Source organism: Paenibacillus catalpae (assembly GCF_900112695.1).
GTDB classification, from domain to species: Bacteria; Bacillota; Bacilli; order Paenibacillales; family Paenibacillaceae; genus Pristimantibacillus; species Pristimantibacillus catalpae.
Genome location: NZ_FOMT01000004.1, coordinates 317,647 through 329,876, shown reverse-complemented (window position 1 = coordinate 329,876; position 12,230 = coordinate 317,647). Strand labels below are relative to the sequence as shown.

14 protein-coding genes are annotated in these 12,230 nt (G+C 46.8%); 11 read left to right on the top strand and 3 right to left on the bottom strand.

Annotated features, from left to right (window positions below; translation table 11 throughout):
* The first annotated feature begins 138 nt into the window (after positions 1-138).
* From BM200_RS19220 to BM200_RS19210, 3 genes are all read left to right on the top strand, one after another.
* The gene (locus BM200_RS19220) at positions 139-456 is read left to right on the top strand and encodes a hypothetical protein (protein ID WP_091188270.1); all 318 of its coding nucleotides are present in this window, start codon (positions 139-141) and stop codon (positions 454-456) included.
* Between the two features lie 3 nt (positions 457-459).
* A complete protein-coding gene (locus tag BM200_RS19215) occupies positions 460-993 on the top strand; it encodes an NUDIX hydrolase (protein ID WP_091188269.1) in 534 nt (177 codons plus the stop codon).
* A 122-nt stretch (positions 994-1,115) separates the two neighbouring features.
* The gene (locus tag BM200_RS19210) at positions 1,116-1,676 is read left to right on the top strand and encodes a glutathione peroxidase (RefSeq protein ID WP_091188268.1); all 561 of its coding nucleotides are present in this window, start codon (positions 1,116-1,118) and stop codon (positions 1,674-1,676) included.
* A 63-nt stretch (positions 1,677-1,739) separates the two neighbouring features.
* Here BM200_RS19210 and BM200_RS19205 read toward each other — a convergent pair whose 3' ends face one another.
* On the bottom strand, positions 1,740-2,459 hold the full coding sequence (locus tag BM200_RS19205; protein ID WP_091188267.1) for a glycoside hydrolase family 25 protein: 720 nt from the start codon (positions 2,457-2,459) through the stop codon (positions 1,740-1,742).
* Between the two features lie 306 nt (positions 2,460-2,765).
* On the opposite strand from BM200_RS19205, the gene BM200_RS19200 reads away from it, so the two are divergent.
* The 5 genes from BM200_RS19200 (at position 2,766) to BM200_RS19180 (ending at position 6,683) form a co-directional block, all read left to right on the top strand.
* Positions 2,766-3,548, top strand: a complete 783-nt coding sequence (locus tag BM200_RS19200; protein ID WP_091188660.1) for an IucA/IucC family C-terminal-domain containing protein — start codon at positions 2,766-2,768, stop codon at positions 3,546-3,548.
* 199 nt (positions 3,549-3,747) lie between these two features.
* On the top strand, positions 3,748-4,068 hold the full coding sequence (locus BM200_RS19195; protein ID WP_091188659.1) for a PadR family transcriptional regulator: 321 nt from the start codon (positions 3,748-3,750) through the stop codon (positions 4,066-4,068).
* A 5-nt stretch (positions 4,069-4,073) separates the two neighbouring features.
* Entirely contained in the window at positions 4,074-4,634 is a 561-nt protein-coding gene (locus BM200_RS19190) for a DUF2812 domain-containing protein (protein ID WP_091188266.1), read from the top strand.
* A gap of 148 nt (positions 4,635-4,782) precedes the next feature.
* A complete protein-coding gene (locus BM200_RS19185; RefSeq protein ID WP_091188265.1) occupies positions 4,783-5,685 on the top strand; it encodes an aldo/keto reductase in 903 nt (300 codons plus the stop codon).
* 35 nt (positions 5,686-5,720) lie between these two features.
* A complete protein-coding gene (locus BM200_RS19180; protein ID WP_091188264.1) occupies positions 5,721-6,683 on the top strand; it encodes a phosphotransferase family protein in 963 nt (320 codons plus the stop codon).
* A 50-nt stretch (positions 6,684-6,733) separates the two neighbouring features.
* Here BM200_RS19180 and BM200_RS19175 read toward each other — a convergent pair whose 3' ends face one another.
* Together BM200_RS19175 and BM200_RS19170 are read right to left on the bottom strand one after the other, a co-directional pair.
* A complete protein-coding gene (locus BM200_RS19175) occupies positions 6,734-7,420 on the bottom strand; it encodes a response regulator transcription factor (protein WP_091188263.1) in 687 nt (228 codons plus the stop codon).
* Between the two features lie 27 nt (positions 7,421-7,447).
* Positions 7,448-8,920: a sensor histidine kinase gene (locus BM200_RS19170; protein WP_091188262.1), complete on the bottom strand. Its 1,473-nt coding sequence runs from the start codon at positions 8,918-8,920 to the stop codon at positions 7,448-7,450.
* Between the two features lie 128 nt (positions 8,921-9,048).
* Between BM200_RS19170 and BM200_RS19165 the strand changes: the two genes are divergently transcribed.
* From BM200_RS19165 to BM200_RS19155, 3 genes are all read left to right on the top strand, one after another.
* Complete coding sequence (locus tag BM200_RS19165) at positions 9,049-10,365, top strand: ABC transporter substrate-binding protein (RefSeq protein WP_245773091.1); 1,317 nt, start codon at positions 9,049-9,051, stop codon at positions 10,363-10,365.
* Between the two features lie 74 nt (positions 10,366-10,439).
* Positions 10,440-11,324 carry a carbohydrate ABC transporter permease gene (locus BM200_RS19160; RefSeq protein WP_091188261.1) on the top strand — a complete coding sequence of 295 codons (885 nt, stop codon included), beginning with the start codon at positions 10,440-10,442 and terminating at the stop codon, positions 11,322-11,324.
* Positions 11,325-11,350: 26 nt separating this feature from the next.
* A complete protein-coding gene (locus BM200_RS19155; RefSeq protein ID WP_217649574.1) occupies positions 11,351-12,226 on the top strand; it encodes a carbohydrate ABC transporter permease in 876 nt (291 codons plus the stop codon).
* Positions 12,227-12,230 lie beyond the last annotated feature (4 nt).

Sequence of the window (12,230 nt, the reverse complement as noted above, 5' to 3'; positions counted from 1 at the left end):
ACCCCCTTGAAAGTGACTTCATATGTAAAATATGGCATTTTCAATAACGATAATATATTAATCGATTTCATTACCTTAAGCTATGGATATTTTTAATATAGTTGTTTATGAGAAGGTTCAGGCAGGGGGCGAAAGCGGATGTTGATGATCATAGCTATTCTCGTAGCGGCGATCTATTTCACATTATTAAGCTTTAACCGACTTAAAAAGCTAGCTGCATGGATGAAATGGTTATTGTTTGTTATTTTACTGATCTATTTGTGCGATGGAATTTATGTATCTGTAAAGCACTTTAATCCGGATAAGTTAATGGAAAGCCTCATTTCCGCCTTCAGTATGGGGTTGCTGGCGGCTGGAGTTCATTATTTATTTAAACGGAGACGTGCCCGTGAAAAGAACTGGTCACTAAATGATTACCCCATCGAATATAGGAAGCTACCGTTAAAAAGGAGATAACTCATGACGTTAAATAGAAGATTAACCGACAGTGAATTTATTGGAGGAAGTCCGGAGTATCTGGATACGGTTTCCCGTTATGCCGCAAGGGGAGTATTGGTTAATAACGATAATCAAGTTGCGATGATGTTCATGTCCGAAGTGGATCTTTACAAGCTGCCGGGCGGCGGAATGGAAGATGGAGAGCTGGCTGAGGCGGCCTTCCTGCGGGAGATCCGGGAGGAGACCGGCTATGAAGCGGAGGTGATTAAAGAGCTTGGTTATGTGGAGGAGCATAAGAACCGTAACGGATTTCTCCAATATTCCTACTGTTTTCTTGCCAAAGCACGTCCCGGCATGGGGATGGCGTCGCTTACGGAAGCTGAGCGGCAGCTCGGCATGTCCGTTCAGTGGCTGACCATTACACAAGCAATGGATGTTATGGAAAAAGCAGTGAGCGACAATGACGGTAATCATTCCAAGCTTTTTATGCTGATGCGCGATCAAATCATACTGAAAGAAGCAGCAAAATTGCTGATGGGAGAGGGTTTTTCATAAGCCTTTTTTCCAATATATACATTATTGAAAATGCCTATGAAGATTATTGTTTTTATATATTATTCAAATAGGCTTCTGGGTTATATGATGGATTAAATAAAAACAGGGAGAGAGGAATAAAGATGAACAAGTCCATCTATGACTTTCAGGTTAATGAGATTAATGGGGAGCCTATTCATCTGTCTGCGTTTAGTGGCAGGGTTCTTCTGATCGTGAACACAGCAAGCCAATGCGGTTATTCCAAGCAGTTCGAGGGGCTTCAGCAGCTGTACGAAAAATATTGGATGCATGGCTTTGAAATACTGGCGTTTCCGTGCAATCAGTTCAATGGCAAAGAGCCCGGCAGCCATTCGGAAGTTGAAGAGCATTGCCGGCGAAATGTCGGGGTAACCTTCTCGTTATTTGAAAAGGTGGAGCTGCGGGGACAACACGTCCATCCGCTCTTTCAATATCTGACGGAGCAGGCGCCTTTCCAAGGTTATAATCCGGATGATTCCGGCGAGATGTGGATGAAGGATTTCCTCCAGCAGAATCACCCGGACCTCTATGACGGCGACGGTGTAAAATGGAACTTCTCCAAGTTTCTCATTAACCGGAAGGGACAAGTAATCGCCCGATTCGAGCCAACGACGCAGCCGACAGACCTGGAGCTGGCTATTGAGGAAGCCTTGTCCAACGATTAGCTGATTTGCATTATTGGAAAAGGCTGGATGAATAAGGCCGTTGCTTATCGGCCTTTCCTCGTTTCAGCTCTTAAACCTCGCGTTAAATTCGGCTTCGTCTCCGTTAAAGACGTTAAAATCGACATAAGCATCAATGCCGGATATATGGCCGCGGTTATTATACTGCCAGAAGATCCAGGGGCGGTCATTCCGCAGTCCCGGGTGCCTGACTATGTCTCTGATCCAAATTTCGTAATCCTCGAAGCTGCCTGCAATATAGGTATTAAAGGTATCGTAGGTCACGTACAGAATAGGCCGCTGTTTGTAATGCTGCTCTAATTGACCGGCTAAGGCGGTTAGCTCTTGCTGAATATGCCGGACCTCTTTGTCGAGACTGATCTCAATATCGATAACAGGCGGAAGAGTGGAGGCAGCGTTCGGAACTACTTCTATGAAATGCGCAGCTTGTTCAGCCCCGGTGCTTTGCGTGGTGAAGAAATGATAGGCGCCAATCAGCATCCCCTCATTCCGAGCCTGCTCCCAGTTCGAGCTGAAGTAAGCATCCGTCATATCTTTTCCTTCCGTTGCTTTGATATAGGCGAAGCGCCATTTGCCACGGCTTGCAACCTTCTGCCAATTAATCTTCCCCTGATAGTGCGATACGTCAATCCCTCTTACTTTATACTTGGCAGCGAACAGGCTGTTATGCCAGATGATGCCCTTAAATTCCAGGACGCCGGCAATGACGGCCAACACCAGTAGTCCCGCGCTTATGGTCTGCCATCTCTTTAGCTTCATCTTCATAGATATCCATCCTTATTATACGAGTCTGCCAAAACAATCCAGAGTATCAGACGATATATTGGGGTTAATTGTTTCTATAAATTATCTCTTGCTTCTTGCGCGTGAAGCCGGCTTATACCATTCATGACTGCCCGAAGCCTGATATCGTTCCCATTCCGGGAGTTCCTGATCCACTCATTTTTCCTGAATGTGCCCGATTCTGCACCGGAGAAAATAAGCAAACAGCTCTTGTCAATCCGGTCATCTCTCCCCTATACTTGAAAATGATATTCACTTTCATTAACTAAACAAGTACTGGAGAGAAGCATGATGACCTTGGTGCTTAGCCAGAATGACATTCATACGCTAACAAATGATTACCGCATGACCGTAGAACCGTCCGAGGACCGAGAATGGTCTCTGCCGGTTATGGATTTGCTTGACCCTGAGAAAAGCCGGATGTACATGGAGCGTGTAGCTCCGATCTTCCGCACCTCCTTAAGTACAGCTTCCGTATCGATGTTTGTAAAGAGATACGGCTTTCTTACAGCCGCTCCTGTTTTATATGCGATGAGCCTCTTGAATAAAGGGCTGGATTGCTCCGTGGCGAACAGCCATCTGGAGTCCTTTCATAAGGGAGATACATGGCTTCCCAAGCTGAGACTATCCGATGCAGCGGTCTCCCAGCCTGAAGAAGGCAAGCGGGAGGAATGGCGTGATTGGATTATAGAGCGGCTTTTTGCGGACAATATTTCGAAGGTTCTGCGCTCCTTAATGAAGCTCGTGCCGGTCTCATCTGCTGTATTATGGGAAAATGCCGCGATCTATATCTTCTGGCTCTATGAGAAGCGGATGGGCGAAGGGGCGACAGCCGAGCAGAAGGCGCGCATGGAAGAAGACTTCCGATACTTGGTGCAAGAGGCGCCGGCCCGTTTGTTTGGCGAAGCACGCCATAATCCATTAACCCGTTTCTATACCGAGAAGAGGCGGACAAAAGCCCATGAGGACCCGTTTCGCATAAGGAAAACCTGCTGCTACTATTACCAGACGACACCGGGGGAAGAAAGCTTCTGCGGCGGTTGTCCGAAAGTAAAGCATGAGTTCGTATAGCCTGTCGGATGGGAAGACCATGACACGAGGGACATGTTGGATATTCCAGCATGTCCCTCTTTTGCATGGGTACGGATATGTAAAAAATGCCAAAATATATATTGACAGTCGATATATCGAGTATTAATATATAGCCATAAGATATATCGACATCCGATATATATGGGAAGACAGGGAAGGACTGAATGCTGTGAAAGAGATGCTGCCGCTGACGGAGGCTTTTTATTATATCCTGATTGTTCTGTATACGGAGCCATCCCATGGATACGGGATTATGCAGGATACCGAGAAGAGGAGTGGCGGGCGGGTGAAGATTGGCGCGGGCACGTTATATACGGCGCTTAACACTTTGCTCAATAAAGGGCTCATTGAACTTTATCCCGTCCCTGAAGGCACTGATGCAAGGCGCAAAATGTATGCCATTACGGAAATGGGCAAGCAGGTTGTGGAGGCGGAGGTAGCTAGGCTGGAGGAGCTTGTGCAGGTAGGGCGGCAAGCCCTGATCACGAATAAGAGGTGAGACAATTGGGAGATAAGTTAATCAAGCGCCGCCGGCTGACGATGAGCTGGAATTTCGAGAAGGAAGAGCAATGGCTTAACGATCAGTCCCGCCAAGGGTTGCATTTCAAGAAGGCCAGCATGATAAGCAGTTTCTTCGCACGGGATGAATCGGTCCAGTATACGTATCGCTTGGATTACCAGACGGGTCAGACGATTGGGAACAGCAAATTCCAGGAGTATCTTGATTTGTATCAGGATGCAGGCTGGGAATATGTCAGTTCCTACGGTTCAACATGGCATTACTTCCGAAAAGTATGGGAGCCGGGAGAACAGCCTCAGCTCTACACGGACCGTGAGTCGTTAATGATGCTGTATAAAAGGCTGCAGCGGGTTATGGGGGCTATGCTGTTTCTCAATCTCTTCATCATGATTATTAACATGGTTAACCTGAATACCTTCTTTACAGAGCGGTTGTGGACGATTGGGATTCCGATGATGACCCTCTATGTTGGTCTGTTTGGCGTATTAGGATATGGGTGCTGGAGGATGCAGAAGAAGGTAAACGAACTTAAGCTGCATGGATAGTCATGAAGGCTGCAAACCATGGTGTTTGCGGCTTTTTATATTTGCTAGGTTATGGAAAAGCACGGAGATTCCTATTATGATGAAGAAGATGTAAAGATAATAAGGCTCTATTCGCATAAGGCGTCTTTCAAATAAAGGAGAGATAGGAATGAAGCAAAACAGATTAGGCGGTTCGGAGCTGCATGTCGGGGAGATCGGTCTTGGCTGCATGTCGCTTGGAACGGATGAGGAGAAAGCGACAGCTCTTATTCACGAAGCACTGGAGCGGGGCGTCACTCTGCTGGATACAGCGGATCTGTATGACAGCGGGCGGAATGAAGAGCTTGTCGGCAAAGCGATTCGCGGACGCCGCGAGCAGGTTGTGCTGGCGACCAAGGTCGGAAACCGGAGAATTCCCGGTCAAGAGGGCTGGGGCTGGGATCCGTCGAAGGCATATATTTTATCCGCGGTAAAAGAGAGCCTCAGAAGGCTGGGTACCGATTACATTGATCTGTACCAGCTTCATGGCGGTACGCTGGAGGATCCGATTGATGAGACGATTGAAGCGTTCGAGCAATTAAAGCAGGAGGGCGTTATCCGCGAATACGGGATATCCTCGATCCGTCCGAATGTGATTCGGGAATATGCATCCAAATCGTCGATCGTAAGCGTTATGAATCAATACAGTATTGTGGACCGGCGAGCGGAGGAAACGGTACTTCCGCTCTTGGAGGAGAAGGGGATCAGCATGATCGTGCGTGGGCCAGTTGCGAGCGGTGCGCTTGCGGCCAACAGGCAGCCGTCCAAGGCTGTGCCGGATTATGAGCTGGAAGAGCTGCTGCAGCTTCGCGGGCAGCTGGAGCAGCTGACGAGTGAGGGGCGGAGCCTCTCGCAGCTGGCGATCCGATACTCTCTTAGTCATCCTGCTGTAGCCGTGGCGATTCCGGGAGCAAGCTCCCGCGAACAGCTTTTGCAAAATATCGCAGCCGCCGATATTCCGGCATTAACGGAGGAAGATGTGCAGCTCATCCGCCGCTTGAGCAAAGCGGGCGTATACAAGCTTCACCGGTAACATCAATTCCAAGGACCGGAGGTTGTTGTGCGGATATGGAAAACGAGAATAAATACAGGCTTAGTAACCAGGAGATCGGAACGATTGTACGGGAGGCCTTTGGACAAGGCTATGCCTCTGCAAGTGAGCTTACTGACGGTTGGGCGAATATGGCTTATTCCATCGTGCTGGAGGATGGCCGGAAAACCGTACTGAAGATTGCTCCTTCTCCAGACAAGCTGATGATGCGGTATGAGAACAATATTATGAAGACGGAAGTAGAGTCGATGAGGCTTGTCGCAGACAATCCGGTTTTGCCGGTCCCCCGCATTTATACGTACGATTCGACTTGTGAGCTGATCCGGGCGGAGTATTTCTTCATGGAATATGTAGAAGGAACCGCGTTAAATCAAATAAGAGACGCCCTTGCACCGGAAGAGCGGGACGCCATCGCGCGCCAGCTTGGAGGCTACAACCGGATGATCAATGACTATAAGAACGGCTTCTTCGGCTCGCTTCAACCTGATGGCAGGAGAGGCGATAGTTGGGCGGAAACGTTCGGGGGCATGCTGGAGGATGTGCTGGCCGACGGGAAGGACGCGGATGTCACGCTGCCTGCATCCTATGGGGAGATCGAGAAGGAGATTGCCCGGTCGAGTGAACTTCTGACGGAGGTGAAAGAAGCCTCACTCGTTCATTGGGATTTGTGGGATGGCAATATATTCGTGAAGGACGGGGGCATCTCCGGTCTTATCGATTTCGAACGGGCATTCTGGGGCGATCCGTTATGCGAATTTTATTTCGGGCGGCTCACGCAGGCGTCGTCGAAGGCATTTTACGCTGGCTACGGTATTAACGGTCTAACCGAAGCCGAGCGCAGAAGACGGGTGCTGTACGATTTCTATCTGGATCTTATTCTCGTTATTGAATGCACCTACCGTAAGTATGAGAATCAGGACCATATCAGATGGACGCATGACAATTTCAAACAAGGCTTCAAGCTGCTGCAGGCCTTATAAAATAACACAAGCTGATGACGGTCTCACGACCGGGCATCAGCTTGTTTTTGTTAGAGCTTCCTCATCACTTCGAATATGCGGAGATCGTTAATCGTTTGAATGACCATCGCCGAATCGGGCATTTGGAACTTTTTTAGAATGGAATTGATTTGCTTCTTGATTGTTTCGTATTCCACGCAGCGCTCTATGGCGATCTGCTTCCGCTTCTTGCCTTCGCACAGCAGACGAAGCACCTGCAATTCGCTTGGTGTAAGTTCGGAAATAATCTGGATAATATTAATCAGACTGTTCTCCGCTCGTTTCACACGTGCAAATTCTTCCCGAATTTTCTCGGCAATCATCGGGCGGATGGGGGAGGCATTTAGGTAGGCCGAGCGTACTGCTTCCATAACTTCGATGTCAGCAGCGTTTTTTAACAAATAGTCGATAATGCCGGTCTGGAAGGCTGCAAAGATGAAATTCTCATCCTTGTGAACCGTGAGGACGATAATTTTCATGAGCGGATATTTGTCGTTAATGACCTTCGCAGCTTGAATACCCGCAAATTGGGACTCCATCTCGATATCCATGAGAATTACATCAGGTTGATGCAGCGCTGCTTGAATTACTGCATCATGACCGGAGGAAGCGCGTGCCACACAGGAGAAATCAGCATGTGCAGCGAATGTTCGTTCCAGCCTTCGAAGATGGGCTTCCATGTCATCGGCGATCAGAATACGAATCGGTTGTTGTGTCATTGTACGGGCCCCCTTTCGTCTATGGCTTTAAATCATCGGCAGGAACACAGTAAAGGTCGTTCCAACCTCTTGTTTACTGTCTACTACAATCTTGCCATCATGCCCAAGGATGATCTTATGACAGTAGGACAAGCCAATTCCCCAGTTATTAACCGAAGCTTTGGTGGTGAAAAAAGGATCAAAGATCGCCTCCAAATGCTCCTCGGCGACGCCGGGTCCGTTATCGGAAATACGGATGACCGCCCAGCCGTTCTGCTGACTGCGTTCGACAACGATTCGCCCGTCATCCCGGAATTGTAAGGATTCGCTGGCATTAAGAAGCAGGTTATAGATCGCCTCGTTCAAATGACTGGAATCGATATAGCCATTAGCAGAGGATGAGCTTGATATAACGTCGACTTGGCAGCGGACATTCAGCTCGCTAAGCCGGGCAACCGCCTGCTGGACAGGAAGGTCGATCGACATAGGCTGCAAATTCAGGTTGATATTTTTTAATTTATCAGCGGCCTCGTTAATACTATTGAGCGCTGACTCTGACGACTTCAAGATGAGGTCAAGACTATATATGGATTCGTTGTCAGCCTGGTGGCGTTCTTTGAGATAGGCTGCCTCAGATTGAATACCAATCAAATGATTCTTGAGGGCATGTGTAAAAGCACGTGTACCAAGAGTGGCTGTATCGATACTTTTATTGATTTGAATATCGCGGTTTTTGCGGTAATTCTCAATCGAGTTAAACTTGTAAACCAGGTAAATCATCAGAAATAGGGTCAGATAAATGGCGTATGGAAACACAGGAAGAAGGATGGATTGATAGCCAAGAGGAGGCTGCAAATAGTTGAAATATCCTTTCAAATAGGTTTCTCTCACCAATACTTTCGGAGCCCATGAGAATATAAAGAGATGGATAACGACAAGTGGAATAAAGAGAAGTACATGATAGAGTGTTAAGTTTTTGATAAACCTAATTTTCGGATAATTCAAATAATAATTGAGCAACAGGCCAAAAGCAACAAAAAGAATGAGATATCGAATGCTTTTTAATAGGAATCCCATAGCATGAAAGAATAGCTGGCTATCAATCTGGTTACTTAAAGCGATATGAAAAGTAGGATCATAGTAGATAGTCTCAATGATAAAGAAGAGCAGGATACACCCATAGCCAAACCTCCTCCAAGCGTTGAGGCTTTGGGTAAAGGCGATGGCGAAGCCAAGCAGAGAGCAGTAGAAAAGTCCAACACCAGCATTCAGCATACGAATAAGCCAATCCGGGTTGAATTTGGTCAACACGAGATAATTCCAGGTGCCGGGACTGAAATCAAAGAAGCCATGAATGACATTGAAGTAGTAATTGAATTTACTGAGGTACAAGGTGAACGCTACGAAAGAAAGCACCCAGCCGATAATAATCCCGTACATGAAGCGGGTTGAGGCATTATTCAGCTTTCGATACGTGAACAAAATAGTAAAAATGAGCAGCACTAATATAACGAATAGCATAAGGTCACTTCCTCATCCTGAAGCAAAATGGGGGTATAAAACATTCATCTATCGGCATGCTCTACTTTTACGTAATATTCAAATTAAGAAAACGCACACAAATCATATCAAAAAAAGGGTGAGTGTCAATGAAAAAAAGTTTAAAACTTGCGATGACAGGCTCATTGTTGGTGGGATTGCTGGCTGGCTGCGGCTCTAATGGGGAAACGGCAGGAGAGAAAAACACAACGTCTTCGGGCGAGGAAGCGGCTCCGGTTCACTTGAAAGCAACCGTACTTCCAGATGATTTGGAAACGTTCAAGACCGCCTATGCTGAGTTTAGTAAAGAAAACCCGAATATCGAAGTAGAATTCGAGACAATTCCTCAGAAGCAGTATTATGAAAAGCTTCGCATGCAGCTCTCATCCGGAAATGATATTGATTTGTTTGGCGGTAACATGGATGTATTCTTGGACACAGGTGTCTTGGAACCACTGGACGATTCGATTAAAAATGCCGGCGTGGACGTCTCTGGCTACGGTCCTTTGTACGATTCGCTGAAAGTGAATGGCAAGGTATATGGACTTCCCTACCGAAAATCCAATTGGATGCTGTACTACAACAAAAATTTGTTTGACCAGGCTGGCGTCCCATATCCAAGTGATGATATGACCTGGAATGAATTCCGTGATTTGGCCAAGAAAATGACCAAAGGCGAAGGTGTCGATAAAATTTATGGTGCATTCCTGCAGCCATGGGCACAAACGTGGTATATGCAAGGTGTTCAGACCGGCGCTTCGATTATTGATAAAGACTTAAGCACGTTTAAGGCGGGTCTTCAGTTCCGATTGGATATGGAGAAGGACGGTTCCATGATGGGCTGGGCAGAACAAATTACGACCTCTGCTCATTATAATTCCGCGTTCCAAAAGGGAAATGTGGCCATGAATCTGATCGGGGACTGGCATGTAGCGCAGCTAAGACAAGCAGAAGCTGAGAAGAAAATAAATTTTGATTGGGACGTTGTACCAGTTCCGCATCCAGATGGCGTAGCCGTCAATACAAGCTTGGCCACTCCAGTTTCTCTCATGGTCAACAGCAAGTCCAAGCATAAAGAAGAAGCTTTCAAAGTGATTGAATTTATGAGCGGTGCAAAAGGTGCGAAGCAGTTTGCGGCAAAAGGCTTCCTCACAGGTTATATGAACGATGATATTCGTAAGACTTACATTGGTGATGGAAGCTTGAAGCCTAAAAATATTCACTATTTCGTAGAACAAAAGGAGTATCCGGAATATCCGCTCTTGCCGGGCGTGAAAAACATTTTGGTGCAAAGCATTTATATGCAAGAAGGAGAATTGGCCTTAACTGGCGCTGAAACGGTTGATCAAGCGATTGATAAGATCGGTGAGCGTGTAGCCTCCGAATGGGCAGAGAAATATGCCAACGATTACAAGGCAGGCAAATAGAGTAATGACAGAACAGAGGGGCGGGCTTCATGGAATAAAAGTGAAGCCCGGCTGCTTCGAAAGAGGTGAAGCATATGAAGAGTAAAGCGTTACGGCGGAATCGTTTGACTGGGTATACATTCTTGCTTCCCAATATTCTTGGTTTTCTGATTTTCATTTGCTTTCCGGTCTGTGCATCCTTCTTGATCAGCTTTACGGAATGGAACGGATTTGGTGAGATTAAATTTGCCGGATTATCGAATTATACTCGCTTATGGAGCGATGAAACGTTTCGGATCTCCCTGCTTAACAGTTTGATTATGACGGCCGTGTCCGTTCCGGCTACGTTAATCCTTGCAATCTTGGCAGCAGTCGCCCTCAATAAAGGACTGAAGGGCGTTAAGATATTTCGAACGGCGATTTTCTTGCCGCATATTACAGCCACTATTGCTGTAGCTGTCGTGTGGCAGCTCATCTATAACCCAACAATGGGACCGCTCAACGGATTTCTAAGGAGTCTGGGGATTGATAATCCGCCAACCTGGCTTGCATCTACAGAGTGGGCGCTGTTTTCCGTCATTGTCGTTAGTATCTGGCACTCAATCGGTTATTACATGGTGCTGTATTTGGCGGGTCTGCAGGGGATTCCTAAGGATCTTTATGAAGCTGCGGAAATCGATGGCGCAGGCAAGGTTTCACAGTTCCGCAACATTACATTGCCGATGCTGTCGCCTGTTATTTTCTTCACGGTTATTATGGGCATTATCAATTCGTTTAAAGTGTTCGATCTGGTGTTTGTTCTGACTAGAGGAGGACCGGGCCGTTCAACGCATATGCTTGTGTACGATATTTATGAAACGGCCTTCCAGCGTTACGAATATGGCTATGCTTCTGCGATGGCTTATGTCCTGTTCGCGATCATCCTTGTCATTACATTGATTCAATTTAGAGGACAAAAACGTTGGGTGAACTATTCCTAACGGGTTGTGAGAGAGGAGAAGCCAGCATGAGTACGCGAATAGAAGCAAGTCAGATGATGACGATAAAAAGACGTCCACAGCTTGGAGAATGGGTAAGAAAAACGGTGGTATATGTGGTCGTGTCCGTTGTCGCCTTGTCCATGGTTCTTCCTTTCCTCTGGATGGTTTCCGCTTCGGTGAAGTCGGAGGCGGAAATATTCAGCTTCCCGATTCAGTGGATCCCGAGCCACTTCTTCTGGTCGAATTACAGCAAGGTATGGACGGAGCTTCCCTTTTTCACCTATTACCTGAATACGATCAAGATTGCTGTGCTTACCACGTTGCTGCAAATCATTACTTGCTCGACGGCCGCCTATGCATTTGCAAAAGTGAAGTTTCCAGAACGGGATAAGCTGTTCTTCTTATATGTAGCAACGATGATGGTACCCTATCAGGTCATGATGATTCCGCAATTCGTCTTAATCGACAAAATCGGCTTAATCGATTCACATTGGGCGTTGATTTTACTAGGAGCTTTTAATCCATTTGGTGTATTCCTGTTCAGACAGTTCTTTATGTCCTTACCGGAAGAACTGTCGGAGGCTGCTAGAATTGATGGTTTGAGTGAGTTTGGGGTTTATATGCGTATCATCATGCCGCTCATCCGTCCTGCTATTGCAAGTCTTACGATTTTTACCTTTATGCATTCCTGGAATGATTTCCTTGGTCCGTTAATCTACTTAAATTCGGATGTGTTATTTACACTCCAGCTCGGCATGCAGCATTTCCAATCCGAGCATGCGACGGAGTATGGACCGTTAATGGCTGCAGCGGTGTGCGCCATTATTCCCACCATTCTCATTTACTTTTTGGCCCAGGATCATTTCGTAGAAGGCATTTCCGCAGGAGCGGTTAAAGGGTGAGTAT

What these genes read in the sequence shown, in the direction of transcription:
- BM200_RS19205 (WP_091188267.1), bottom strand. Translation starts at nt 2,459, where the DNA reads ATGAAGATGAAGCTAAAGAGATGGCAGACCATAAGCGCGGGACTACTG.
- BM200_RS19215 (WP_091188269.1), top strand. Translation starts at nt 460, where the DNA reads ATGACGTTAAATAGAAGATTAACCGACAGTGAATTTATTGGAGGAAGT.
- BM200_RS19170 (WP_091188262.1), bottom strand. Translation starts at nt 8,920, where the DNA reads ATGCTATTCGTTATATTAGTGCTGCTCATTTTTACTATTTTGTTCACG.
- BM200_RS19155 (WP_217649574.1), top strand. Translation starts at nt 11,351, where the DNA reads ATGAGTACGCGAATAGAAGCAAGTCAGATGATGACGATAAAAAGACGT.
- BM200_RS19185 (WP_091188265.1), top strand. Translation starts at nt 4,783, where the DNA reads ATGAAGCAAAACAGATTAGGCGGTTCGGAGCTGCATGTCGGGGAGATC.
- BM200_RS19160 (WP_091188261.1), top strand. Translation starts at nt 10,440, where the DNA reads ATGAAGAGTAAAGCGTTACGGCGGAATCGTTTGACTGGGTATACATTC.
- BM200_RS19195 (WP_091188659.1), top strand. Translation starts at nt 3,748, where the DNA reads ATGCTGCCGCTGACGGAGGCTTTTTATTATATCCTGATTGTTCTGTAT.
- BM200_RS19165 (WP_245773091.1), top strand. Translation starts at nt 9,049, where the DNA reads ATGAAAAAAAGTTTAAAACTTGCGATGACAGGCTCATTGTTGGTGGGA.
- BM200_RS19210 (WP_091188268.1), top strand. Translation starts at nt 1,116, where the DNA reads ATGAACAAGTCCATCTATGACTTTCAGGTTAATGAGATTAATGGGGAG.
- BM200_RS19175 (WP_091188263.1), bottom strand. Translation starts at nt 7,420, where the DNA reads ATGACACAACAACCGATTCGTATTCTGATCGCCGATGACATGGAAGCC.
- BM200_RS19180 (WP_091188264.1), top strand. Translation starts at nt 5,721, where the DNA reads ATGGAAAACGAGAATAAATACAGGCTTAGTAACCAGGAGATCGGAACG.
- BM200_RS19200 (WP_091188660.1), top strand. Translation starts at nt 2,766, where the DNA reads ATGATGACCTTGGTGCTTAGCCAGAATGACATTCATACGCTAACAAAT.
- BM200_RS19220 (WP_091188270.1), top strand. Translation starts at nt 139, where the DNA reads ATGTTGATGATCATAGCTATTCTCGTAGCGGCGATCTATTTCACATTA.